The 24,071-nt window shown below is 72.9% G+C and carries 23 protein-coding genes; 17 read left to right on the top strand and 6 right to left on the bottom strand.

Features of this window, described 5'->3' with window-relative positions:
• Positions 1-2: 2 nt before the first annotated feature.
• The 7 genes from AB0K51_RS06965 to AB0K51_RS06935 all read left to right on the top strand — a co-directional run bounded on the left by AB0K51_RS06965 (position 3) and on the right by AB0K51_RS06935 (position 9,235).
• Entirely contained in the window at positions 3-3,938 is a 3,936-nt protein-coding gene (locus AB0K51_RS06965; protein ID WP_363451346.1) for a hypothetical protein, read from the top strand.
• A gap of 254 nt (positions 3,939-4,192) precedes the next feature.
• Complete coding sequence (locus AB0K51_RS06960) at positions 4,193-5,020, top strand: sugar phosphate isomerase/epimerase (RefSeq protein ID WP_363451432.1); 828 nt, start codon at positions 4,193-4,195, stop codon at positions 5,018-5,020.
• A 59-nt stretch (positions 5,021-5,079) separates the two neighbouring features.
• Positions 5,080-5,559, top strand: coding sequence for a cupin domain-containing protein (locus AB0K51_RS06955; RefSeq protein ID WP_363451344.1), 480 nt, complete (start codon positions 5,080-5,082; stop codon positions 5,557-5,559).
• Positions 5,556-5,954 (top strand): VOC family protein, encoded by a 399-nt coding sequence (locus AB0K51_RS06950; protein WP_363451342.1) that lies wholly within the window; start codon positions 5,556-5,558, stop codon positions 5,952-5,954. The genes AB0K51_RS06955 and AB0K51_RS06950 overlap by 4 nt, the downstream gene beginning before the upstream one ends.
• Before the next feature lie 16 nt (positions 5,955-5,970).
• Entirely contained in the window at positions 5,971-6,729 is a 759-nt protein-coding gene (locus AB0K51_RS06945; RefSeq protein ID WP_363451340.1) for a class I SAM-dependent methyltransferase, read from the top strand.
• 128 nt (positions 6,730-6,857) lie between these two features.
• A complete protein-coding gene (gene ilvD, locus AB0K51_RS06940) occupies positions 6,858-8,702 on the top strand; it encodes a dihydroxy-acid dehydratase (RefSeq protein WP_363451338.1) in 1,845 nt (614 codons plus the stop codon).
• Between the two features lie 47 nt (positions 8,703-8,749).
• Positions 8,750-9,235, top strand: coding sequence for a hypothetical protein (locus AB0K51_RS06935; RefSeq protein WP_363451336.1), 486 nt, complete (start codon positions 8,750-8,752; stop codon positions 9,233-9,235).
• A 7-nt stretch (positions 9,236-9,242) separates the two neighbouring features.
• Here AB0K51_RS06935 and AB0K51_RS06930 read toward each other — a convergent pair whose 3' ends face one another.
• From AB0K51_RS06930 to AB0K51_RS06920, 3 genes are all read right to left on the bottom strand, one after another.
• A complete protein-coding gene (locus AB0K51_RS06930; protein WP_363451335.1) occupies positions 9,243-10,451 on the bottom strand; it encodes a hypothetical protein in 1,209 nt (402 codons plus the stop codon).
• 168 nt (positions 10,452-10,619) lie between these two features.
• Entirely contained in the window at positions 10,620-11,048 is a 429-nt protein-coding gene (locus AB0K51_RS06925; protein WP_363451333.1) for a hypothetical protein, read from the bottom strand.
• Positions 11,049-11,132: 84 nt separating this feature from the next.
• The gene (locus AB0K51_RS06920) at positions 11,133-11,597 is read right to left on the bottom strand and encodes a hypothetical protein (protein WP_363451331.1); all 465 of its coding nucleotides are present in this window, start codon (positions 11,595-11,597) and stop codon (positions 11,133-11,135) included.
• Between the two features lie 407 nt (positions 11,598-12,004).
• Between AB0K51_RS06920 and proC the strand changes: the two genes are divergently transcribed.
• The 9 genes from proC (at position 12,005) to AB0K51_RS06875 (ending at position 19,725) form a co-directional block, all read left to right on the top strand.
• Positions 12,005-12,829: a pyrroline-5-carboxylate reductase gene (gene proC / locus AB0K51_RS06915; protein WP_363451329.1), complete on the top strand. Its 825-nt coding sequence runs from the start codon at positions 12,005-12,007 to the stop codon at positions 12,827-12,829.
• A gap of 10 nt (positions 12,830-12,839) precedes the next feature.
• Complete coding sequence (locus tag AB0K51_RS06910) at positions 12,840-13,493, top strand: HAD family hydrolase (protein ID WP_363451327.1); 654 nt, start codon at positions 12,840-12,842, stop codon at positions 13,491-13,493.
• Between the two features lie 95 nt (positions 13,494-13,588).
• Positions 13,589-14,806 carry an MFS transporter gene (locus AB0K51_RS06905; RefSeq protein ID WP_363451325.1) on the top strand — a complete coding sequence of 406 codons (1,218 nt, stop codon included), beginning with the start codon at positions 13,589-13,591 and terminating at the stop codon, positions 14,804-14,806.
• A 141-nt stretch (positions 14,807-14,947) separates the two neighbouring features.
• Positions 14,948-16,132, top strand: a complete 1,185-nt coding sequence (locus tag AB0K51_RS06900; protein WP_363451323.1) for an acetoin utilization protein AcuC — start codon at positions 14,948-14,950, stop codon at positions 16,130-16,132.
• On the top strand, positions 16,129-16,968 hold the full coding sequence (locus AB0K51_RS06895; RefSeq protein ID WP_363451321.1) for a phosphatase: 840 nt from the start codon (positions 16,129-16,131) through the stop codon (positions 16,966-16,968). The genes AB0K51_RS06900 and AB0K51_RS06895 overlap by 4 nt, the downstream gene beginning before the upstream one ends.
• A gap of 116 nt (positions 16,969-17,084) precedes the next feature.
• Positions 17,085-17,294, top strand: a complete 210-nt coding sequence (locus tag AB0K51_RS06890; protein WP_099900174.1) for a helix-turn-helix domain-containing protein — start codon at positions 17,085-17,087, stop codon at positions 17,292-17,294.
• Positions 17,295-17,416: 122 nt separating this feature from the next.
• On the top strand, positions 17,417-17,515 hold the full coding sequence (locus AB0K51_RS06885; protein WP_003948845.1) for an AURKAIP1/COX24 domain-containing protein: 99 nt from the start codon (positions 17,417-17,419) through the stop codon (positions 17,513-17,515).
• A gap of 150 nt (positions 17,516-17,665) precedes the next feature.
• The gene (locus tag AB0K51_RS06880) at positions 17,666-18,718 is read left to right on the top strand and encodes an NAD-dependent epimerase/dehydratase family protein (protein ID WP_363451319.1); all 1,053 of its coding nucleotides are present in this window, start codon (positions 17,666-17,668) and stop codon (positions 18,716-18,718) included.
• Positions 18,715-19,725: a lysophospholipid acyltransferase family protein gene (locus tag AB0K51_RS06875; protein ID WP_363451317.1), complete on the top strand. Its 1,011-nt coding sequence runs from the start codon at positions 18,715-18,717 to the stop codon at positions 19,723-19,725. The genes AB0K51_RS06880 and AB0K51_RS06875 overlap by 4 nt, the downstream gene beginning before the upstream one ends.
• Positions 19,726-19,777: 52 nt before the next feature.
• Here AB0K51_RS06875 and AB0K51_RS06870 read toward each other — a convergent pair whose 3' ends face one another.
• The 3 genes from AB0K51_RS06870 to AB0K51_RS06860 all read right to left on the bottom strand — a co-directional run bounded on the left by AB0K51_RS06870 (position 19,778) and on the right by AB0K51_RS06860 (position 23,497).
• A complete protein-coding gene (locus AB0K51_RS06870; protein WP_363451315.1) occupies positions 19,778-20,932 on the bottom strand; it encodes a DUF5667 domain-containing protein in 1,155 nt (384 codons plus the stop codon).
• A 273-nt stretch (positions 20,933-21,205) separates the two neighbouring features.
• The gene (locus AB0K51_RS06865; RefSeq protein ID WP_363451430.1) at positions 21,206-21,976 is read right to left on the bottom strand and encodes an ECF subfamily RNA polymerase sigma factor, BldN family; all 771 of its coding nucleotides are present in this window, start codon (positions 21,974-21,976) and stop codon (positions 21,206-21,208) included.
• 537 nt (positions 21,977-22,513) lie between these two features.
• Positions 22,514-23,497: an HAD-IB family hydrolase gene (locus AB0K51_RS06860; protein WP_363451313.1), complete on the bottom strand. Its 984-nt coding sequence runs from the start codon at positions 23,495-23,497 to the stop codon at positions 22,514-22,516.
• A gap of 124 nt (positions 23,498-23,621) precedes the next feature.
• Here AB0K51_RS06860 and AB0K51_RS06855 point away from each other — a divergent pair, with 124 nt between their 5' ends.
• Positions 23,622-23,897 (top strand): glutaredoxin family protein, encoded by a 276-nt coding sequence (locus AB0K51_RS06855; RefSeq protein WP_363451311.1) that lies wholly within the window; start codon positions 23,622-23,624, stop codon positions 23,895-23,897.
• The last annotated feature ends 174 nt before the right edge of the window (positions 23,898-24,071 follow it).

The raw sequence follows: 24,071 nt of genomic DNA, 5'->3' as shown, positions 1-24,071 counted from the left end.
CGATGAGAGTGCTGCCGTCCGGAAGACCCAAACGCCTCGTGGGCCTGGTGGCCACCGGGGCGTTGCTGCTCGGCGCGCTGGTCGCGCAGAGCAGCAACGCCTTCGCCGCGGCTCCGGCGCCCGCCGCCGCGCAGCCCGCCGCCGCACAGCCCGCCGCGGGCCCGCAGGCCGCGCCGAAGGCGGACCCGGCGGCCGAGCACGCCGCCGCGGTGAAGCAGCTCCAGCTGAGCGACCCGGCGGGCGCCTGCCCGGCCGCGCTCGACCCGCAGACCGTCGTCACCTGCACGGTGCCGGCGTACGGCAGCGCCCAGCTCACGCTGACGCTGCCGCAGCAGAACGACCTGGTGATCCTCCAGGTGGTGTCCACCCAGTCCTCCGTCTACCCGACGCTCACCGCGCCCGACGGGTCCGCGGTCTCCTGCGAGAACGCGCTCGGCGGCGGCTTCGGCTACGGCACGGTCCGGTGCGCCACCGGCCAGGCCGGCACCTACACGCTGAAGGTGTCGTCCAACTACTACACGGACAACCCCGTCGCGCTGTCCTACCTGCCGCTGCTCTCCGCCACCGGCTGCAAGACCGTGGCCCCCGCGGACCGTAAGCTCGGCGCGCCGACGGCCTTCCACGGCTCGCTCGCGGCCGGCAGCGCCGGCGACTGCTACACCACCGACCTGGCCACCGGCGACGTGCTGCGCACCTCCGGGCCGGACTACCGGCTGACCTGGTTCGTCTACGACGGCGCGGGCAAGCAGATCTGCAACTCCTACGCCGTCAGCGACTCCTACACCGGCCTGAACTGCGGCCTCACCGGCCCCGCGCCGTACCGGGTGACGGTCCAACAGAACTCCGGCTCCGCCCAGGAGTACGACCTGCGGATCGCCCGGCTGTCCAAGCCGGAGGGCTGCGCGGTCGTCGACCCGCAGGCCTACGGCGCCGCCCCGGACCTGACCTCCACCGCGCTCTGCCGCACCCTGCGGGTGGCCGCGGCGGGCCGCCACACCTACGCCTCGCTCTCCACCGGGCAGAGCGTCAACGGGCGGCTGTTCGAGGCCGACGGCTCCCTGGCGAGCTGCCAGAGCGGCGACTGCGACCTGGCCCTCGGCGACCACACCTGGGTGCCGGACGCCAACAACCAGAACCTCGGCGCGTACGGGATGGCCTTCCACTCCGGCAAGGAGACCCGCGGCTGCACCGCCGGCGCCGACGACGGCCTGGTCTCCGGACCGGTCACCGGCACCTACGGCGCGCTCGGCCAGCAGCGCTGCCTGACCCTGCCGACCGCGAGCGGGAACGGCCTCTACCTCCTCAACCGCCCGCCCGCGGACGGCGGTCCGGTCGCGGTCGAGGTCGACGACGCCAAGGGCGTCAAGCAGTGCGACAACGGCGGCTCCGGCTACGGCTCGTGCAAGCTGACCGGCACCGCGCCGTTCCGCGCCGTGCTGACCGGCACCCCCGCCCAGCCGTACCAGCTGGTGATCCACCGCACCGGGAACGCGAACGGCTGCGCCGCGTGGCCGCAGTCCGGCTACAACGGCTCCTGGGGCGCGGAGGTCGCGCTGACCGCGAGCGTCCAGAACGCCTGCCTGAGCGTCCCGGCCGGTCAGCACTCGCCCGCCGAGATGCTCGACTACGCGAACAACCTGAACCGGGTGAACGCCGCCGTGTACGTGGTGGACGCCGCGGGCAACACCGCCTGCTCCACCCTCGGCTCGTCCACCACCACCTGCCAGCTGACCGCGGGCACGGCGTACACCGCCATGCTGGTGGGCGTCGGCCAGGCCGACACCTACCACCTGGTGCGCCGGGACATCTCGCCCAGCGCGCCGTGCACCCCGGTCTCCTCCACGCAGGTGGGCGGCCCGTCCACCGCGTTCGACTTCACCTCGGCGCTGGACGCCCGCTGTGTGCGGGTCAGCGGTGCGGCGACCGACAAGTTCTGGCTGAGCGGCCGGACCCTCGGCAGCCGCTACGACCCGTCCACGCTGCTGATGGCGGTGGACGCCGACGGCAAGATCCAGTGCCGCCAGTGGGGCATCTCCTGCAAGGTGACCGGCTCCACCTCGTACGTGGCGGTCGTGGTGGCCTCCGGCTACCAGGACAAGCCGATCCACGCCGACGTCGACGCCTGGAAGGTCGGCGGAGCCGGCGGCTGGGCACCCGAGTGCGCGGCCAACAAGCTGTCGGTGAACGGCTTCCCGCAGCGCAGCGGGGTGCTGACCGAGTCCGCGACCGCGTTCTGCGGCGTGGTGGACATGAAGCCCAACGACGGTTTCACCATCGGCGGTTCCTCCAGCTCCACCACCGTGGAGAACCCGTTCCTGTCGGTCGTCGGGTCCGCGGACTGGGTCGACCCCAACCTGACCTACCAGTGCATGCAGAGCTACGGGAAGTTCGGCGGCTCCTGCTCCGCGCTGTGGAACGCCGTCGGCGGCCAGGCCGTGCTGATCCTCAGCGCCAACAAGGCGGCCACGCCGGTCGAGTACACCCTGCAGGGCGTGCCCGGCGTCGGTGCGGTCAACTCCGGCACGCCGGACTCGATCAGCCCGTCGACCGGCCAGGCCGACACGCTGGTGCCGGCGGTGATCCACGGCGCCGGGCTCAGCATGGCCGGCAAGCTGCAGATCGTCCCGAACAGCTACACCGGCCTGCAGCAGATCAAGCCGGTGTCCCTCAGTGACGACGGCACCACGCTGAACGTGCTGGTCGACACCACCGGTCTCGCGCCGGGCAGCTACGGCCTGAGCAACGGCGGCGGCTACACCTCCGGGGTGCCGTCCCCGGGCTACGTGCCGAACGCGTTCACGGTGACCGCCCCCGCCGCGCCGGCGAAGGCGCGGTTCGTCCCGGTCACCCCGGCGCGGTTCCTGGACACCCGGGACGGCACCGGTGCGCCGAAGGCGCGGGTCGGTGGCGGTGGTGTGGTGAAGCTGCAGGTGACGGGCGTGAAGGGCGTTCCGGCGACCGGTGTCACGGCCGTGGTGATGAACGTGACCGCCGTCGACCCGTCCGAGGACGGGCACGTGACGGTGTATCCGGACGGACGGCCGCTGCCGAACGTGTCGAACCTCAACTTCGCCGCGCACCGGACCGTGCCGAACCTGGTGACGGTGCCGGTGGTGAACGGCAAGGTGGACCTGCGGAACAACTCCGGTGCGGTCGACCTGATCGCCGACGTGACGGGGTACTACACCGACGCGGCCGGGCAGGGCTCGGCGCTGACGCCGATCACCCCGGCGCGGTTCCTGGACACCCGGGACGGCACCGGTGCGCCGAAGGCGCGGGTCGGTGGCGGTGGTGTGGTGCAGCTGCAGGTCGCGGGTGTGAAGGGCGTTCCGGCGAGCGGGGTGACCGCGGTGGTGATGAACGTGACCGCCGTCGACCCGTCGGAGGAGGGGCACGTCACCGTGTACCCGGACGGCCAGTCGCTGCCCAACGTGTCGAACCTGAACTTCACGCCCCATCAGATCGTCCCGAACCTGGTGACGGTGCCGGTGGTCAACGGCAAGGTGGACCTGCGGAACAACTCCGGCTCGGTGGACCTGATCGCCGACGTCACCGGCTACTACGCGGCGACCGGCTCGACCTTCTCGGCGGTCGACCCGCTGCGGCTGCTGGACACCCGCTACGGGACCGGCGCGCGCGCCGGGAAGATCGGCCCGGACGGGATCGTCAGCTTCCAGGTCGGCGGCGTGGACGGGGTTCCGGCCGGTGCCACCGCGGTGGTGCTGAACGTCACGGTGACCGACCCGACGGTCGACAGCCACCTGATCGTCTACCCGCACGGGACGGACCGCCCGGGGGTGTCGAACCTCAACTTCACGCCCGGTGCCACCGTCGCCAACCTGGTGGTGGTCCCGGTCGTCGACGGGCGGGTGACGCTGTACCTGCACGCCGGTGAGACCCACGCCATCGCGGACCTCAGCGGCTACTTCGCGGCCTAGCCTCGGCGGTGAAAGGGCGGCACCCCCGGGTGCCGCCCTTTTCCGTGCCCAAGCGCACACCATTTGTCCGCTCCGTCTCGCTTAACCTGGTCGGCGTGGCGCTTTCCGAGGACGACGACCCGGTGAACGCCGCTGCCCCGGCCCGGCAGCGGCGCGAGCGTCGTGCCGCGCTGCCGCTGAAGGCGGCGCGGGCGGCCCGGGCGGCGCGCCGGAAGCTGGACGAGCGGGCGCCGCTGCTGCGCACCACGGACCGGCTGGTGCTGCCGCCGCATCCGGCGCTGCACGTGCCGGACACCAAGGTGGCGCTGTCGACGGCGTCGGTGTACCCGTCGACCACCGAGACGGCGTTCGACCTGGCGGCGCGGCTCGGGTACGACGGCGTCGAGGTGATGGTCTGGAACGACCCGGTCAGCCAGGACGTGGAGGCGCTGCGGCGGCTCTCCGAGGGGTACGCGGTGCCGATCCTCGCGGTGCACGCGCCGTGCCTGCTGATCACCCAGCGGGTGTGGACCTCCGACCCGTGGACCAAGCTGGTGCGGGCCCGGCGGGCGGCCGAACGGCTGGGCGCGGACACCGTGGTGGTGCACCCGCCGTTCCGCTGGCAGCGGCAGTACGCCAAGGACTTCGTGGCCGGGATCAACCGGATGGCGGGGGAGACCCACGTCCGGTTCGCGGTGGAGAACATGTACCCGTGGCGCTACCGGGACCGCGAGATGCTGGCGTACGCGCCGGGCTGGGACGTCACCGACGAGGAGTACCGGCACTTCACCGTCGACCTGTCGCACGCGGCGACCTCCCGGATCGACGCGCTGGAGATGGTCGACCGGATGGGCGACCGGCTGGCGCACGTGCACCTGGCGGACGGTTCGGGGTCGGGCAAGGACGAGCACCTGATCCCCGGGCGCGGCAAGCAGCCCTGCGCCGAACTGCTGGAGCGCCTGGCCCGGACCTCCTTCGACGGGCACGTGGTGCTCGAGGTCAACACCCGCCGCTCGGCCACGCCGGCGGAGCGGGAGGCGGACCTGGCGGAGGCGCTGGCCTTCACCCGGCTGCACCTGGCCGCGGCCCGGCCCACCGCCTGACGGACCGTCAGGCGGTAATTCGCCGGACAGCGTTGCGGACCCCGCCTAGAGTCAGGTCCATGATCAACGACAAGCCGGTCGAGCCGGTGCGCGCCCACGAGGCGGAGACCAGCGCGGACCCCAGCAGCGTGATGACCCTGCTCGCCGAGAACGCCGACCACACCACGTACCGCTCCAGCTTCGCCACGGGCGCGGTCGGAGCCCCCGCGCACTTCCACACCCGCGCCACCGAACTGTTCTTCGTCCTCGACGGCGCGCTGCGGGTGCTGCTCGACGACCGGGTCGTGGTGCTGGAGCAGGGCGACTTCCTCGCCGTGCCGCCGCGCACCCCGCACGCCTTCGCCGCCGCCCAGGGCCGCACGGCGGACGTGCTCTTCACCTTCACCCCCGGCATCGGCCGCTTCGACTACCTGCGCCTGCTCGGCCGGGTGATGCGCGGCGAGGCCGACCCGGCCGAGATCGCCGCCTCCGCGGAGAAGTACGACAACCACTACGTGGACAGCCCGGTCTGGCGCGCCGAACTGGACGCCACCGCGTGATCGGCCCCACCACGCACGTCCGGCTGGCCCGCCCGTCCCGGGACCTCGCGGCCGCGGAGCGCTTCCACACCGAGGGCCTCGGCCTGACCGTACTGTGGCGCACCACCGAGCGGGTCCCCGGCGAGCACGACCTGGTGATGGTCGGCTTCCCCGGCGGCGGCTGGCACTTCGAGCTGACCCACGACCCCGAGCACCCGCTGGCCCCGACGCCGACGGTGGACGACCTGTTCGTGCTGTACCTCGGTGAGCCGGTCGACGACGCGCTGGTCGAGCGGCTGGTGGCCGCCGGCGGGCGTCGGGTCGCCGCGCACAACCCCTACTGGGACGAGCACGGCGTCACCGTCGAGGACCCCGACGGGTACCGGCTGGTGCTGTGCTCCCGCAGCTGGCAATAGTCGAGAGGACGATCTGATGACCGACGAACTCCGGGCCCACGCGATGTCCTTCGGACCGGTGGCCGCCCAGTACGACGCGGCGCGGCCGTCCTACCCGGACGCGCTGTTCGACGAGTTGGAGCGCCTGTCCGGCCGGTCGCTGCGCGGCGCCGACGTGCTGGACGTCGGCGCGGGCACCGGCATCGCCACCCGCCTGCTGGTCGGCCGCGGCGCCCGGGTGGTGGCGGTGGAGCCCAGCGACGGGATGGCCGCGGTGCTCCGCCAGGCCAGCCCCGAACTCCCGGTGGTGAAGGCCGGCGGCGACGAACTGCCGTTCCACGACGCCTCGGTGGACTTCGTCACCTACGCCCAGGCGTTCCACTGGACCGACCCGAAGCGCTCCGTCCCGGAGGCGCTGCGGGTGCTCCGCCCGGGCGGCACGCTGGCGCTGTGGTGGAACGTGAAGGACCGTCAGGCCCCGTGGGTGCACGCCCAGGAGCAGCGGCTCGCGGCCGCGCTGCCGAGCTACCACTACTACGGCGGAGTGATCGCCGGGTCCGAGGAGTTGACGGCGGCGGGCCTGGAGACCGGGCACGTCCAACTGCGCTGGGAGCGGCAGGTGACCATCGACAGCCACCTCGCCGACCTCACCTCCCGCTCGTACTTCGCGGTGCTGGACGAGCAGCGCAGGGCCCCGGTGCTGGCCGCCGAACGGGAGGCGCTGCTCGCCGAGTTCCCGGACGGCCTGATCCCGGAGCCGTACACCCTGGACCTGTTCGCCGCGAAGCGGCCGTAGCGGTCGCAGCGGAGCCCCGGGGCAGGGGCGCGCCCGTGCTGCCCGCATCGCGGACAGCCGGTCCGGACGCGGGCGGTACGGGCGTAGGCTCGATGGGATACCACGAGTCTGTCGAAGGAGCGGCTCCGATGCCCCAGCTGAGGTCTGACACGGTCACCCAAGGTCGCAACATGGCGGGCGCGCGCGCCCTTCTGCGCGCCGCTGGCGTAGCCCGCGAGGACTTCGGCAAGCCGATCATCGCGGTCGCCAACTCGTTCACCGAGTTCGTCCCCGGCCACACCCACCTGCAGCCGGTCGGCCGGATCGTCTCCGAGGCGATCAAGCAGGCGGGCGGCATCCCGCGCGAGTTCAACACCATCGCGGTCGACGACGGCATCGCGATGGGCCACAACGGCATGCTCTACTCGCTGCCCTCGCGCGACCTGATCGCCGACTCGGTCGAGTACATGGTGAACGCGCACTGCGCGGACGCGCTGATCTGCATCTCCAACTGCGACAAGATCACCCCCGGCATGCTGATGGCCGCGCTGCGCCTGAACATCCCGACGGTCTTCGTCTCCGGCGGCCCGATGGAGGCCGGCAAGGCCACCCTGGTGGACGGCACCGTCCGCAAGCTGGACCTGGTCGACGCGATCTCCCAGGCGGTGAACGAGAACGTCTCCGACGCGGACATCTCGATCATCGAGGAGAACGCCTGCCCGACCTGCGGCTCCTGTTCCGGCATGTTCACCGCCAACTCGATGAACTGCCTGACCGAGGCGATCGGCCTGTCGCTGCCCGGCAACGGCTCGGTGCTGGCCACCCACACCGCCCGCAAGGCGCTGTACGAGCAGGCCGGCCGCACCGTCGTGGACATCACCAAGCGGTACTACCACGGGGACGACGACTCGGTGCTGCCCCGCAACATCGCCACCTACGCCGCGTTCGAGAACGCCATGGCGCTGGACATCGCGATGGGCGGCTCCACCAACACGATCCTGCACCTGCTCGCCGCCGCCCAGGAGGCCGGCGTCGAGTTCGACATGCGGGCCATCGACGCGATCTCCCGCAAGGTGCCGTGCCTGTCCAAGGTCGCCCCGAACGGCAACTACTACATGGAGGACGTGCACCGGGCCGGCGGCATCCCCGCCATCCTCGGCGAGCTGTACCGCGGCGGGTTGCTCAACGAGGAGGTGCACACCGTGCACTCCGACTCGATCGCCGAGTGGCTCAAGACCTGGGACGTGCGCGGCGGTTCGCCCTCCGAGGAAGCCGTCGAGCTGTGGCACGCCGCGCCCGGCTGCGTCCGCTCCGCCGAGGCGTTCAGCCAGTCCGAGCGCTGGGAGACGCTGGACACCGACGACGCCAAGGGCTGCATCCGCAGCGTCGAGCACGCCTACTCGGTCGAGGGCGGCCTGGCCGTGCTGTACGGCAACATCGCCGAGGACGGCTGCGTGGTGAAGACCGCGGGCGTCGACGAGTCGATCTGGCGCTTCCAGGGCACCGCCGTGGTCTGCGAGTCCCAGGACGAGGCGGTGGAGAAGATCCTCGCCAAGCAGGTCAAGGAGGGCGACGTGGTGGTCATCCGCTACGAGGGCCCCAAGGGCGGCCCCGGCATGCAGGAGATGCTCTACCCGACCTCCTTCCTCAAGGGCCGCGGCCTGGGCAAGGCCTGCGCGCTGATCACCGACGGCCGGTTCTCCGGCGGCACCTCGGGCCTGTCGATCGGCCACGTCTCCCCGGAGGCGGCCTCCGGCGGCGCGATCGCCCTGGTCGAGGACGGCGACTCGATCACCATCGACATCCCCGCCCGCACCATCAGCCTGGACGTCTCCTTCGAGGAGCTGCACGAGCGCCGGCTCAAGCTGGAGGCCGCGGGCGGCTACCGGCCGAAGAACCGCGACCGCCAGGTCAGCGCCGCGCTCAAGGCGTACGCGGCGATGGCCACCTCGGCGGACAAGGGCGCCGTCCGGGACGTCTCCAAGCTCGGCTGAGGCGCGTCGCTCCGGGGCAGGCCGCCGGCCGCGGTGATAATCGGACCGTGACCGCGCCCAGTACCGCCCCCGCCCCGGAGCCGATCCGCTTCTTCGGCACCACCTGGGTCGACCGCGGCGCCGCCTACTGGCTGCGCCGCGTCCTGGTGTCGCTCGGCGCGCTGGCCGCCACCCTCACCGGGGCCCTGCTGCTGCGCCTGAGCGTCTCCGGCGTCCGGCTCTCCGACGCCCGGGCCGTCACCCTGCTGCTGATCCTCGCCCTCGGCGTGTGCACCGCGCTGGCCGCCATGCGCACCTGGAAGATCCTCACCGAGGGCCGCGGCGCGCTCAGCGGCTGGATGGCCGAGGAGAAGTCGCTGGGCGGCGTCTGGCTGGTCGGCTTCACCGGCGCCCTCGCCGCCTACTTCTGCCGCAGCCTGGTCGAAGCCCCCGGCGAGGGCCTCAAGCGTGCCGTCTACGACCAGGAGAGCGCCGTCTGGCACCGCCGCCGCGCCGCCCGCGAAGCCCGCGGGGCGACCCGGCGACGGGCCTGACGCTCCGTCAACTGCGGCTGATCGAGCCGCACTCGCCGCTCTCGGTGAGCGGCCGGCTCCAGTCGTACGGGTCGGTGGTCGGCCCGGCGGAGGGCCCGTCGCTCGGCCGGGCGCTCACGGTGGCCCAGTCGGCGTCGAAGGACGGCCGCAGGTAGCCGCCGTGGAAGCCGCACAGGTTGTTGCCGAGATCGCTGTAGGAGTGCGCCACCGAGAGCTTGCCCTTCTTCACCTGGAAGCGGGCCGGGTCGGCGAACCGGAAGTCGAACTTGCGCCGGACGATCTCCCGCTCGACGTCGACCGCGCCCGGCGTGTCCTGCACCCAGCCCACCGGCTTGGCCGCGCCCGTACCGCCGCCGGTCGGCGCCGGCTGCGAGGGCTGCGAGGGCTGCTTCGACGGCGCGGCCTTGCCGACCTCCGGACCCGGCCGCGCCGCGTACACGAAGGTGACGTCGGTGTGCACCAGCAGGCCCTGCTCGCCGTCGCCCTCGAAGCTGATCAGCCCCTGCACCTTGACCTGGTCGGTCACCGGTACCGCCCACGCGGGGTCGAAGCGGCTCAGCCAGTTCGACGGGTCGTGCTCCTCGCTCGGGTGGGCCAGGTCCTCCGCCAGCGCGTCGGCGGTCGAACGGTTCGTCAGATCCAGTGCCGCCTGCGGGTACCCGCCCGCGAGCACCTTCGGATCCATGTTGGCCGCGACCAGGAACTGCTTCACCACGTCCAGGTCCGCGGCGACCTGCTCCGGACCGAACACCCCCACCGCGGTGGCCGCCGGCAGCGCCAGCCCGTCCGGGCCGGACGGCCACGCCTCGGCCGGCGAACCCGCCCACGGGTGCTCCACCGTGGCGGTCTGGGGCGCGACGCTCGGCGGCGCACTGCTCGGTGTCGCCGTCGCCGCGCCGAGGGTCGGCAGCGCGGACGACTTCACGGCGTCGGACTTCGCGAAGTCCGACTTCACCGTCCGCGCGTACGCCACCGCGACCAGCAGCAGCGCCGGTATCAGCAGGAGCAGCAGCGCGTTGCGCAGGCCCCTGCGCCACCTGCGGCCGCCATCCACCCGGCGGGCCCGCCGGCCGAACCACGACCGCCGGATCTCGGCCACCGGCAGGTTCGGCCCGCTGTCCGGCGGCGGCTCGTTCTGCCACCGCGCACTCAACATCCGGGCCCGCCCGGACGCCTCCTTCACCCGCGCGGCCCGGACGAACTCGTCGTCCAACACCAGCCCGGCGAACGGATCGTCGGACTCCCGCCCAGGTCCCGGTTCAGGATCATCAATCGTTGGCACGAGCCGGAAGTATGCCGACCGTCGCCGACACGCCCGACACCGGGGGGCGAAATGCCGGGGGCCGGACCGGCACCGTGCCGACCCGGCCCCCGAACGGCCCGCTCAGCTCCGGCGCGCCGCCTTCACCGAGCCGACCACGCCCGCCACCACCAGCAGCAGCCCGGCCGGCAGCAGGGAGAAGAACAGCGCCCCGAACAGGCCCCAGCTGCCCAGCAGCCACAACGCGACCGTGTTCAGCACCAGCAGCGCCCCGGCGGCCGGCAGCACCGACTGCCACGGGTGCGCGTCGGACCACCGCCGCAGCCGCCGGTCGCCGTCCTTGCGCAGCCGGCCGCCCACCGTGCCGACCAGGAAGAAGAAGAACAGGGCCAGCCCGACCGGGCCCGCCAGGATGTCCATCGACCAGTGCCCGGTCACCACATCCACCACCAGCGCGGCCCCGCCGACCACCGCGCCCACCGCCGTGGCCGTCCGCCACGGCCCGAGGGTCGAGGCCGCGACGGCGACCTGGCGGCTCTCACGTCCAGTCAAGTCTCCGTGTCCCATGTCTCCACGGTGCTCCTCGCGGACGGGCAAATCCAGAGGGCCCGGCCCTGACTTTCCCCCTACGGGCCCCTACTCCCAGACGACGACGTCCAGGGTCAGCACCCCGCCGCTGCCGCCCGGGGTGGCGGTGTTCGACACCACGGTCACCAGCGCGTCGAAGCCGCCCGGGAAGACGCAGAACCGCTTGCCCGCGCCCAGCCCGCCGGCGGAGGGGTCACCGTTGGCGCGCGGCGAGTTCCGGCACGCCTGGTGGCTGGAGTCCGCCCCCGGCGCGAGCAGGGTCACCGAATCGGGGAAGCCCTTGATGCCGAGGTAGTCCTCGCCGTTCGCGTCCTTGCCGCTCCAGGCGAAGTTCTGGGTGGTCCACTCCCCGGTGGTGCGCTGGTGGTCGGGGTCGTGCGCACCCAGGTTGATCGCGTAGCCCTCGGCCAGCGCGTACGTGTAGCGGTAGCCGCCGTCCGCCGCGGTGGCGGTCGGGCTGGGCGGGAGGCCGCCGGCGGCCTGTCCGCCGGTGCCGGTGGTTCCGCCGGTCACGGCTCCGGTGGCTCCGCCCGCCGTGCCGCCGGTCGTGCCTCCCGTGGTCCCGCCGCCCGTGGTGCGCCCGGTGGTGCCGCCGGTGGTGCCCCCCGTAGTGCCTCCGGTCGTGCCTCCCGTGGAACGACGATCTTGGTGAGCTGGACGGCTGCGGTCTGGTTCGTCTGGTTCTTCTCCTCGGACGGGTCGTGCTTCGCCATGTCCACCCCCCCAGGCGGACAGCGCGCGGTGGCCGATTTTCGTCGGGAGTGTTCCAGCCGGGTGCCGCCCCAACCCCCGGGCGGGAGACGGATACCGGGATGTGACGGTTCGTCGGGGAACCGCCGACCGCAGGGTGGACACCTGCGGCGTCGGCGGGGGGATCGGGTGCAAGATGGCGGGCAGGAAACCGCAGCAAGGAGGGCCCGATGGGCAGCATCGCTACCGGACAGAAGATCGCCTTCCTGGGCACCGGCAAGATCGGTGAGGCGCTGCTCTCCGGACTGCTGCGGGCCGGGACGGATCCGGCGGACGTGCTGGTGACCGCGCGGCGAGCGGATCGCGCCACCGAACTCGCCGACCGCTACGGCGTGTTCGCCGTCACCAACGCGGAGGCGGCCAAGCTCGCCGACACCCTGATCCTGGCCGTCAAGCCGCAGGACATGGGCAGCCTGCTGGACGAGCTCGCCCCGCACGTGGCCGCCGACAAGCTGGTGGTCTCCGCCGCGGCGGGCATCCCGACCGGCTGGTTCGAGGAGCGGCTCGCCCCGGGCACCCCGGTGGTCCGGGTGATGCCCAACACGCCGGTGCTGGTGGACGAGGGCATGAGCGTGCTCTCCGGCGGCTCGCACGCCACCGAGGCGCACCTGGCCCGCGCCGAGGCGATCTTCCGCTCGGTCGGCAAGGCGCTGCGCGTCCCGGAGAGCCAGCAGGACGCCGCCACCGCGCTGTCCGGCTCCGGACCGGCGTACTTCTACTTCCTGGTCGAGGCGATGATCGACGCGGGCATCCTGCTCGGCCTGCCCCGGCAGGTCGCGCACGAGCTGATCGTGCAGTCCGCGATCGGCGCCTCGGTGATGCTGCGGGACTCCGGCGAGCACCCGGTCAAGCTCCGCGAGGCGGTCACCTCCCCGGCGGGCACCACCATCGCCGCCATCCGCGAACTGGAGAACCACGGCGTGCGGGCCGCCCTGCTGGGCGCCCTGGAGGCCGCCCGGGACCGCTCCCGCGAGCTCGCCAGCGGCGGCAAGTAGGCTCGGACCGGTGAGCTACGACCTGCTGATCCTGGACAACGACGGCGTGCTGGTGGACAGCGAGCCGATCTCCAACCGGGTGCTCGCCGAGTACCTGACCGAACTCGGCTACCCCACCACCGTCGAGGACTCCTACCGCGACTTCATGGGCTGCGCCGCGCACACCGTCCACGACGTGATCGGCGAACGGTACGGCGCGACGCTGCCCGAGGGCTTCGACGACCTGTTCCACGACCGGGTCTTCGCCGCCTTCGCGACCGAACTCACCCCCGTCCGGGGCGCCGAGCAGCTCCTCAAGCACCTCCAGCAGCACGGCATCCGCTACTGCGTGGCGTCCTCCGCCCACCACTCCTGGATCCGCACCGCGCACCGGCTCACCGGCCTGGACGGCTACTTCACCGACGAACTGCTGTTCAGCGCCCAGGACGTCGGCGTCGGCAAGCCCGCCCCGGACCTGTTCCTGCACGCCGCCCGCACCATGGGCGCCGACCCCGCCCGCTGCCTGGTGCTGGAGGACAGCCGCAACGGCGTCCTGGCCGCCCGCGCCGCGGGCATGGACGTGTACGGCTACGCCGCGCTCACCGACCCGGCCAAGCTGACCGGCGCCGGCGCCACCGGACTGCTCGCCGGACTCGAATCCGCGATCGCACTGCTGCCGAACTGATCCCGTCGCCCCCCTCCCGCCGACGCCGCCGACCGCCTACGCTCTGCCCAACATCTCCGTACCGGCCGGTAGCGTCGGTGGTCAGCGAGGTCCCGATGCAGGTCACGGCAGAGGCCGAACCCAGCCCCCGGCTCCGACAGGCCCGGGCCGCGCTGGCCGTCTCCTTCCTGCTGCAGGGCACCACCTTCGCCCTGCTGGTCACCTGCATCCCCGAACTCCAGCACCGCTACGGCCTCAGCGACTCGCTGCTGCCGCTGTTCCTCGCCGCGGTGCCGATCCTGGCCGGCGTCGGCTCTATCACCTCCGAGAGCCTGGTCAAGCGGACCACCGCCCGCGGCGTGCTGCGGATCGTCCAGCCCGCCGTCTGCGTCTCCCTGGCACTGGCCGGCCTCGGCAGCCAACTGTGGCAACTCGCCATCGCTCTCGGCCTGTTCGGCCTCCTGGTCGGCGCTCTCGACGCCTCGATGAACATGCTCGGCGTCGGCCTGCAGCACCGCTACGGCCGCAGCATCATGATCGGCTTCCACGCCGCGTTCAGCCTCGGCGGCATCGCCGGCGCCGCGATCGCCGGCCTCGGCGCCCACTACGACACCGGCCTGCCGGTGCTGTTCGGCGTCTCCGCGGCGGTGTTGATCCCCGCCGCGATCATCACCGGCCGCTGGTTCGCCGGACCGGCCGAACTCGGCGACGCCGTCCGGGAGGCCGCCGCACTGGCCGCCCGTCGCATCCCCTGGAAGCCGCTGCTCCCGCTGTGCGCCGCGATGGCCTTCGCCTACATCGCCGACGCCTCGGTCTCCAACTACAGCGTCAAGTACCTCACCGACGGGCTCGGCAGCCGCGAGGACCTCGCCAAGCTCTCCTACCTCGGCTACATGGTCGCCATGCTGCTCGGCCGTACCGTCGGCGACCGCGCCGTCCAGCGCTTCGGCGCGATCCCGGTGGTCCGCACCGGCGCGACCGTGGCCGGCGCCGGCTTCCTGGTCGCCGCGCTGGCCCCCGCCCCGTGGGCCGCGATCCTCGGCTTCACCGTCCTCGGCTTCGGCATCTGCGCGATCATCCCGCAGGTCTTCGCCGCCGGCGGCCGGCTCTTCCCCGCCGCGAGCGACGCCGCGGTCGCCCGCCTCAACCTCTTCAACTACGTCGGCTTCCTGGTCGGCTCCCCCCTGGTCGGCACCCTCGCCGACCTCTCCTCCTACCGGCTGGCCTTCTGCGCCCCGATGCTGCTGATCCTCGCGATCCTCCCGCTCGCCCCGCAATTCGCTCCGCGATCGGTGGAGCTGACGAAGGAGGAACGCGAACCCGTGCCCAGCTAGGGGCGCGAGGAACTGCGCGAGCAACCGATCACGCACGGCAAGATCGCGCCGCGGTCCAAGCCGCCGCCCTCGGCGCGATCCCGGCGGTGCCGCTCTCCGCTCCGCGCGGTTCCCCGCACCGCACCCGATAGCGTGTGACCCATGTCGGAAACCACCTGTGGGCTGCACCTGTTCTGGGACGAGGCCGCGACCAGCTACGACTTCGGGCCGGGCCACCCCATGGACCCGACCCGGCTGGCACTGACCATGCGCCTGGTCGAAGCCCTCGGCCTGACCGAGCTGCCCACCGTACGGCTGCGCTCCGCGCCGCCGGCCGGCGACTCCACGCTGCGCCTCGTCCACACCGCCGACTACCTGGCCGCGGTCAAGCAGGCCGCCGCCGACCCGGCCGCCGCCGACCCGGCGTACGGCCTCGGCACCGACGACAACTGGGCCTTCCCCGGCCTGCACTCGGCGTCCGCGCTGATCGCCGGGCAGTCGGTCGCCGCTGCCGAGGCGGTCTGGCGCGGCGAGAGCCCGCACGCAGTCAACTTCGCCGGCGGCCTGCACCACGCGATGCCCGGCCAGGCGTCCGGGTTCTGCGTCTACAACGACCCGGCGCTGGCCATCGCCCGCCTGCTGGAGCTCGGCGCCGAACGGGTCGCCTACCTGGACGTCGACGTCCACCACGGCGACGGCGTCCAGCAGGTGTTCTGGAACGACCCCCGGGTGCTCACCGTCTCCCTGCACGAGAGCCCCAGCACGCTCTTCCCGCAGACCGGCTGGCCCACCGAGACCGGCGGCCCCGACGCCGAGGGCACCGCCGCCAACCTGGCCCTCCCGGCCGGCACCGGCGACGCCGGCTGGCTGCGCGCCTTCCACGCGGTGGTCCCCGAGCTGCTGGCCGCGTTCCGCCCGCAGGTGATCGTCAGCCAGCACGGCGCCGACACCCACGTCGAGGACCCGCTGGCCCACCTCGCGGTCACCGTCGACGCCCAGCGGCTGATCGCCGAGGCGGTCCACGACCTCGCGCACCGGCACGCCGAGGGCCGCTGGGTGGCCACCGGCGGCGGCGGGTACGCGGTGGTCGACGTGGTCCCGCGCAGCTGGACCCACCTGGTGGCCACCGCCGCCGGACACCCCGTCGACCCGCTCACCGAGACGCCCGAGGCGTGGCGCGCCGAGGTCTACCGGCTCACCCGCAGGCCCGCGCCGCCCCGGATGACCGACGGCGCCACCCCGCGCTGGCAGGACTTCGACGGCGGCTACGACCCGGCCGACCGCCTCGACCAGGCCGTGCTGGCCACCCGCCGCGCCGTCCTCCCGCACCACGGACTGATCCCGTGACCGCCCGCGACCGCCTGCGCGCCCACCTGCTGCGCCACCGGCTGGCCGGCCCCGAGGTGCCGACGCCCCGTCAGAACAACCTGCGCCACTACCGGTTGTTCGCCCAGGGCGACCCCAAGGCGCTGATGGGACTCGACCCGGAACACCGCTACGACCAGGACCAGGTGCTGGCGCTGATGGTCGAACGGGTCGGCGTCGACCCCGACCCCGGCTACACCGACGGCCCCGACGGCATCGACCCCGAGCGCACCCTCGACGCCCTCGACCGGCTCGCCGCCCTGCTGCGCCGCACCGCCGACCGCCGCGGCAGTGTGCTGGCCGGCACCGGCCACCCCACCAAGCTGCCCGGCTTCCACGGGGCGCTCACCCGGGCGCTCGCGGCGGCCGGCTGCCCCGTGCTCACCCCCGCGCGGGGAACGCGCTTCCGCGAGCCCACCCCCGACGGCGACCGCGGCCGGGTGCTCGACCTGGTCGGACACGTCCTGGTGGTCCGGGCCCTTGACGGCACCGGGCGGACCGGAAACCCTGGCACCGGCGAACTGGCGCACACCCACTCGCCGTTGCCCGTCCGGCTGGCCCTCACCGCCCTCGCCGACGCCGGCCACCGCCCGCCCGACCTGGTACTGGGCGACCACGGCTGGATCTGCGGAGCAGGCCGGCTCGGCATCCCGGCCGGCGGCCTGGCCGACTGCAACGACGTCGCCCCGTTCGCCGCCGAGGCGGCCGGCACGGTCGAGGTGGTCGTCCCGCTCGACGACGGCTCTGCGCCCGCCTGCTACAGACCACTGAGCGACTACGTACTGCAACAGGCGGATCTCGCACCGTACAACAGCTGAGGGCCCCCCTCTTCCCACCCGTACCACCCATAACTACTCTGGGGATACACGTGTGCCGGTGGAGTCACCGGAGGGGAAGCCGGTGCCTTGCACACGGGTAAGGGTCGGTGAGGGTCATGAGTTCCGGCGAGCGTCCCCTGCAGGATGTCGTCTTCCTGACCGTGGCCGAGGTCGCCTCGGTCATGCGGGTGTCGAAGATGACGGTCTACCGCTTGGTGCACAGCGGCGAGCTTCCGGCCATCAGGGTCGGACGCTCGTTCCGGGTGCCCGAGCAGAAGGTCCACGAGTACCTCCAGGAGTCCTACGTGCGGCTGCAGAGCGCGTAGGCGAAAGCATCAAGGGGCACCGATTACGGCAAACGCGACGTGGACGGTAGGCTAGGCCCTCCGTCAGTCGTATGGACTCCCGTCTCTCACGGGCGCGGGTCCGAGTGAGCGAGGAATGTTCCGTGGGCTCTGTCATCAAGAAGCGTCGCAAGCGTATGGCCAAGAAGAAGCACCGCAAGCTTCTGAAGCGCACTCGCGTGCAGCGTCGCAACAAGAAGTAACACCGCCTGCGGTCGCCTCGCGTCGCCAGGTTTCCGTCCTGCCCGTCCCGGATTGATTTCCCGGGGCGGGCAGTGGCGTTTCCGTCACCGTGACGTCGGCGCGGTACGGTGCATGGCAGGAGCGCAGGGAGCCAGGGAGGTCGCGGCAACGTGGGCAAGGTCGTGCTCGTCACCGGCGTGGCGCGCCGACTCGGCGCGCGGTTCGCCGGACAGATCGCCGAACAGCCCGACGTGGAGCGGGTGGTCGGAGTGGACATCGGCCTGCCGTCGCGGGAACTGCCGCTCGGCGTGCACTTCGCGCCGGTCGACCTGCGCCGCCCCGCGATCGCCCGGGTGATCGCCGAGCACGAGGTCGACACCGTCGTGCACCTGAACGTCACCGCGCTCGGCCAGGGCGGCCGCGCCACGGTGAAGGAGACCAACGTCATCGGCACCATGCAACTGCTCGGGGCCTGCCAGAAGGCACCCGGCCTGCGCCGACTGGTCGTCAAGTCCACCACCGCCGTCTACGGGTCCGCGCCCCGCGACCCCGCCGTCTTCGGTGAGCGGATGCAGCCCAAGGCGCTACCCGACGGCGGCTTCGCCCGGGACGCCGCCGAGGTCGAGGGCTACGTGCGCGGCTTCGCCCGCCGCCGCCCCGACGTCGCGGTCACCGTGCTGCGCTTCGCCAACATCCTCGGCCAGGGCGGCGACACCCCGCTGGCCGCGTACTTCCGCCTGCCGCTGCTGCCCACCGCGCTCGGCCACGACCCGCGGCTCCAGTTCGTCCACGAGGACGACGCCGTCGAGGTCCTGTGCCGGGCCGCGCTCACCGCCACCCCCGGCACCTACAACGTGGCCGGCGAGGGCGTGCTGCTGCTCTCCCAGTGCGCCCGCCGGCTCGGCCGGCCGACCGTCCCGCTGCTGAAGCCCGCGCTCGGCGCGGTCGCCCAGCTGGCCCGCCGGCTGACCGCCCCCGCGGACCGCGCCTTCTCCCCGGAGCAGCTCCAACTGCTCACCCACGGACGGGTGGTGGACACCACCCAGCTGCGCGAGACGTTCGGCTACACCCCCCGGTACACCACCTCCGAGACCTTCGCCGACTTCGCCGCCCACCAGTCACCCGGCCTGCTGCCGCCCGACCGGCTGGCCGCCGCCACCGACCGGCTCGCCGCGTTGCTCGACGACCGCCCCACCGACACCGAGGAGTTGAGGCCGCGATGACAGCCGTCCGGGAGCCCGCCGACCCGGCGGCCAAGGTCATCCCGATCGAGTCCGCGCCCAGCTGGACCGGTCCCGACCCCCGCCCGGCCCTCGCCGACCAACTCGCCGACGCCGTCGGCCACGCCCTCTCCGGCCAACTCGGCGCCACCGCCACCCGGCTGCTCGGCAAGGGCTGGGAACAGCGCGCCGCACACGGCCTCGGCTTCCTGCGCCGCCGCCTCACCGGCGACTACGAGGTCGACGACTTCGGCTTCGACAAGGAGCTCACCGAGGAGGTCTTCCTCTCCCTGCTGCGCCCGCTCGCCGAGAAGTACTTCCGGGTCGAGGTCCGCGGCACCGAGCACATCCCCGCCGAGGGCGGCGTGCTGATCGTCGCCAACCACTCCGGCACCGTCCCGCTCGACGCCCTGATGACCCAGGTCGCCGTGCACGACCACCACCCGGCCCGCCGCCACCTGCGGATGCTCGCCGCCGACCTGGTCTTCGTCCTCCCCGTGGTCAACGAACTGGCCCGCAAGGCCGGGCACACCCTCGCCTGCAACGAGGACGCCCAGGCCCTGCTGGAACGCGGCGAGGTGGTCGGGGTCTGGCCCGAGGGCTTCAAGGGCATCGGCAAGCCCTTCGCCGACCGGTACAAGCTGCAGCGCTTCGGCCGCGGCGGCTTCGTCGCCTCCGCGCTGCGGGCCGGCGTCCCGATCGTCCCCTGCTCCATCGTCGGAGCCGAGGAGACCTACCCCATGATCGGCAACTTCAAGACGCTGGCCCGCCTGCTCGGCCTGCCCTACGTCCCGATCACGCCCACCTTCCCCTGGCTCGGTCCGCTCGGCGCGATCCCCCTCCCCACCAAGTGGACCATCCAGTTCGGCGAGCCCATCCCCACCGACAGCTACCCGAAGGACGCGGCGGACGACCCGATGCTGGTCTTCAACCTGACCGACCAGGTCCGGGAGACCATCCAGCACACGCTGTACAAGCTGCTGGTCCAGCGCCGCTCGGTCTTCTTCTGACCGGACGACAACAGGGGCGCCGGGCGGTGACCCAGCGCCCCTGCCGCGGATGTCAGCCCAGGGTGATCCCCGGCAGCAGCCCCGGAATGAGCGGCGGAATGGTGATCCCCTGCCCGTCCGGCGCGGCCGGCGAGCCCGAGGGGGCCGGGCTGCCCGCCGGGCTGGTGGAGGGCGCGGGCGTGTTGCCGGTCAGCGTCCCGAGGAGGTCGCCGAGGCCGGACTGGGTGGACGTGCTGGGCGACGGCGTGGACCGGGCGGACGGCGCGGTGCCCGGGTTGCGGCCGCTGGTGCCGCCGCTCGCCGGAGCGTTGCCCACCCCCGGGACCTGCTGGCCGGTGCCGGTGCCGCCGGTGCTGGTGCCACCGGTCGAGGACGGTCCGCCGCTGCCCGGCCCGGAGGGCTGCTCCAGGCGCAGGGGCGCGACGTCTTCGCTTATGTCGCTGAAGAGTTGGTCCACCTTGTCGGCCTGGGTGGTGAGCCCGGACGGCAGCTTGGACTGCAGCGCGGACCAGCGCTGGTCCTCCCCGGCGAAGTCGGCGAGCTGCCGCATCGGGGTCAGCGAGCCGTTGGACCGGTAGACGGCCCGCAGCAGGTCGCGCCCGCGCAGCGCCTCGGCGTGCATGTCGTCCAGGGCGCGGCGGACCTGGTCCACCGTGGCGGGGCTGAGCGCGCCGGGCGAGTCGGAGCGGCCGAGCAGGGACTGGGCCTCGTCCAGCCGGGTGGACGCCTGCTGGAGCAGCAGGGCGCCGCGCTCGCTGTCCGAGTCCGCCCAGTCGAGCTGGAGGCCTTCGAGTCCGCGCTTCATGCCGTACAGGGCGTCGCCCGGCAGAGCGTCGGTGGAGGCGGCGGCGGCTCCCGCGAAGGAGCCGACCGCGACGCCGGCGACCAGCCCGCCGATCGCCAGCCGGCGGCCCCAGCGGGTGCGGCGGGCCCGCCGGCCCGGCTGGGCGGGGATCACCGCCGTGGGGGCGCCGCCGGCCCACTGCTGCTCGAACGCGGCCATCAGCTGGGCGCGTTGGACCGTCCGCGTCTCGGCGGCGAGCTCGGGGGCGGGGAGCGCACCGAGCGTGTCGGCCATGGCGAGCAACTCGGTCATGGCGGCGGAGCCGGCCCGGTGCGAGCCGCTGCTCCGGTGATCACTCTGGTGGGCCTCCAGCGCCTCGGCGAAGGACTTCGCCCGCCGGTGCTCCAGCACGTTTGCCGTCACGGGCCACACCTCCCTTCGTCGTTTTCGACACCGTGGCCCGCCGGTTGGTTGTCTCCGCAGGCCGAAACCACACCATCGGGTGACAGTTCCAAGCCCCACTTGACTGCGGGCCCGATGGCGGACTTCACGCTGGCCAACGAGCGGCGTCGGGAGTCGGTTACGCACGACCCCCCTGGCGTATTAAGCAGAGCAGATGACCGGCCCGTCACCCGGACGTGGCAACGCCCGGGCGGGACTGACGGTCCAGGGTCTATCGGATCCACGAGGCGCGGGTCACCGGGCGTCCGGCGGCAGCAGGCGGGCCAGCGTGCGCACCGCCCGGTACTGCAGGGTCTTGATGGCGCCCTCGTTCTTGCCCATGATCCGGGCCGTCTCGGCGACCGAGAGCCCCTGTAGGAACCGGAGCGTGACGCACTCCTGCTGCTGCGGGTTGAGTCGGTGCACCGCGTCCAGCAGGGCGGCGTTGGAGAGCGACTCCAGCACCGACTCCTCCGGGCTGCGCTCGCACTCGTTGGAGTCGAGCATCTCGCCGGTGGTGACCTCCAGCCGGAAGCGGCTGGACTTGAAGTGGTCGGCGACCAGGTTGCGGGCGATGGTGACCAGCCAGGCGCCGAAGTCGCGGCCCTGCCAGGTGAAGGTGCCGATCCGGCGCAGCGCGCGCAGGAAGGTCTCGCTGGTGAGGTCCTCGGCCGTGGCCCGGCTGCCGACCCGGTAGTAGATGTACCGGTAGACGGTGTCCGCGTAGTGGTCGTAGAGCCGGCCGAAGGCCTCGCTCTCGCCGTTCTGGGCCCGCTCGACCAGTTCCACGACCGGGTTCTGCTCGGTGTCGTAGCCGGGTCCGGCGGGCGCGCTGCGGGAGCGGCCGCGGGTGCCGGGGGATGGGACGGTCCGGCTGCGCGGGGTGGCGGCGGTGTTGCCCGCCGCGGTGGAGCGCAGCAGCGGCGCGGGGAAGGCCGGGGCGGTGAACGCGGCGCCGGCCACCGCGGGCTGGGGGACGAGCAGGTCGAAATCGCGGATCGCGGCCCACAGCAGGTCCAGGCGCACACCGCGGCGCAGAGTGGCGGTCGACGGGCGGGAGGTGGCTGGCGCGTCGTTCCGGACGGGTGGGTACACGGGACTCCCAGAGGCAGAACTGTGGACGGATCACCTCCGCCTGTGCGGAGAGCACGCCGCACTGACCACCCGTCACGGGACGCTCGGGTGGCGTGCATCCAGGAGAGAATAACGCTTTGTGCAATGACAGCTACACCGCGTGGTCGAAGTGGTCGGATGAGGTCCACTTCTTGCGCATATTCACCTGTCGCTGACCGGAGTTGTCGCCATCCATCCGGCCCAATGTGACCGATTGTGCACCGGGGGTGACCGGTTGTCCGGCCGGCACCCCGGTTTCCCCGGTACCGGCGCTTCCAACCCCCGACTTTGCCGGGCTGCCGAACGATCAGTTCCAGTCACCACCGGACGGAAGCGAAGTACCGTGCTCCGTACCGCCGTTCGCTCGTTGGTGTGAGCCGGAACCACCCCTGGGGTGGGCGGGCGAACACCGAGTTGACGTCGGGTCAGGACGCCCGGCCGGGCGGGGCGTCAGGCGCGGTGCCGGCGGCGCAGCGAGACGGCCGCGGCGGTGGCGCCGGCCAGCACACCGAGGCCGGCCGCGGCGGGCAGGCCGATCCGAGCGGCCTTGCGTCCGGTGCGGAAGTCGCGCACCCGCCAGCCCATCGCCCGGGCGTGCCGGCGCAGCGCGCCGTCCGGGTTGATCACGTACGGGTGGCCGACCAGGGTGAGCATCGGGATGTCGTTGGCGGAGTCGCTGAACGCGGCGCAGCGGGCCAGGTCCAGCTGCTCGCGGCGGGCCAGCGCCTGGACGGCGGCGGCCTTGGCCGGGCCGTGCAGCATCCCGCCGACCAGCTTGCCGGTGTACTCGCCGTGCCGGATCTCCGAGACGGTGCCCAGCGCGCCGGTCATGCCGAGCCGGCGGGCGATGATCCGGGCCACCTCCTGCGGGGCGGCGGTGACCAGCCAGACCCGCTGGCCGGCGTCCAGGTGCATCTGCACCAGGGCGCGGGTGCCGGGCCAGATCTTCTCGGCCAGCACCGGTTCGAAGATCTCCTCGCAGATCTTCTCCAGGTCGGCGGTGCGCTTGCCGGCGACCAGGCCGAGCGCGCTGTCCCGGGCGTCGGCGATGTGCTCGGGGTTCTCCGAGCCGCGCAGCCGGAACACGGCCTGCTGCCAGGCGAACCGGGCCACGTCGCGGCGGGAGAGGAAGCGGCGGCGGTACAGGCCGACGCCGAGGTAGAAGATCGCGGCGCCGCGCAGGATGGTGTTGTCGCAGTCGAAGAAGGCGGCGGCGCGGGCGTCCCCGGGCACCGGCGTGTGGTCGCCCTCGGGGGCCTTGGGCTTCCCGCCGGCCGGCGGCTCGGACGCGGCGTCGGCGGGCGCGGATCCGGCGTCGGTCCCGGACTCGGCGGCGAGCGCGGACTCGGCGGCGTCGGCCGCGGCCTCGCCCGCCAGGGCGGTCCGTTCGTCGGGGGAACGCCTTGCCTGGGTGAGCCTTCTCAGCGCGGCCATGCAACGAGCATAGTCAGCCGGGCCCCCCGGCCCCGTGACGTCGGGATGCCGCACCGGTGAACGCGGGGCGACCGGCCCACCCCGTACGGGCGGAGCGGGCCGCGGCGGGCGGCACAATGAACCGGTGAGCCTGCTGCGACGTGACACCAAGAAGAAGAACCCCGCCGACTCCACCGTCACCCTGATCGGCAAGCCCGGCTGCCACCTGTGCGACGAGGCCCGGGCCGTGATCGTCAGGGTGACCGGGGAGCTCGGCGCCGCCTTCGAGGAGAAGGACATCCTGCAGGATGCCGAGCTGTACGAGAAGTACTGGGAGCAGATCCCGGTCACCTTGATCGACGGCCGCCAGCACGACTTCTGGCGGGTCGACGAGACCCGGCTGCGCACCGCACTGGGCTGACCCGCCCGGGCCCGTTCTCCGCCCTTGCGTTATCCTCCCGCCCCGCCCCCGGGCCCGGCCCCGAACGCGCAGATCAGCCGCATGATCGCGGGCAGCCCGGCATTCCTTCGTGAGCGTCCGATGAAGATCGGCCTAGGAATTCATCAACTGATCGGCTTACGATCGAGCGCGTTT

The organism is Kitasatospora sp. NPDC049285 (assembly GCF_040678815.1).
Taxonomy (GTDB): Bacteria; Actinomycetota; Actinomycetes; order Streptomycetales; family Streptomycetaceae; genus Kitasatospora.
The sequence above is the reverse complement of the archived record's forward strand: the minus strand, read 5'-3'. Positions and strand labels throughout refer to the sequence as shown.

Excerpts from the sequence above, each read along its gene's own strand:
- AB0K51_RS06965 (WP_363451346.1), top strand. The coding sequence starts at position 3 with ATGAGAGTGCTGCCGTCCGGAAGACCCAAACGCCTCGTGGGCCTGGTG.
- AB0K51_RS06955 (WP_363451344.1), top strand. The coding sequence starts at position 5,080 with ATGATCAACGACAAGCCGGTCGAGCCGGTGCGCGCCCACGAGGCGGAG.
- AB0K51_RS06945 (WP_363451340.1), top strand. The coding sequence starts at position 5,971 with ATGACCGACGAACTCCGGGCCCACGCGATGTCCTTCGGACCGGTGGCC.
- ilvD (WP_363451338.1), top strand. The coding sequence starts at position 6,858 with ATGCCCCAGCTGAGGTCTGACACGGTCACCCAAGGTCGCAACATGGCG.
- proC (WP_363451329.1), top strand. The coding sequence starts at position 12,005 with ATGGGCAGCATCGCTACCGGACAGAAGATCGCCTTCCTGGGCACCGGC.
- AB0K51_RS06905 (WP_363451325.1), top strand. The coding sequence starts at position 13,589 with ATGCAGGTCACGGCAGAGGCCGAACCCAGCCCCCGGCTCCGACAGGCC.
- AB0K51_RS06900 (WP_363451323.1), top strand. The coding sequence starts at position 14,948 with ATGTCGGAAACCACCTGTGGGCTGCACCTGTTCTGGGACGAGGCCGCG.
- AB0K51_RS06890 (WP_099900174.1), top strand. The coding sequence starts at position 17,085 with ATGAGTTCCGGCGAGCGTCCCCTGCAGGATGTCGTCTTCCTGACCGTG.
- AB0K51_RS06875 (WP_363451317.1), top strand. The coding sequence starts at position 18,715 with ATGACAGCCGTCCGGGAGCCCGCCGACCCGGCGGCCAAGGTCATCCCG.
- AB0K51_RS06860 (WP_363451313.1), bottom strand. The coding sequence starts at position 23,497 with ATGGCCGCGCTGAGAAGGCTCACCCAGGCAAGGCGTTCCCCCGACGAA.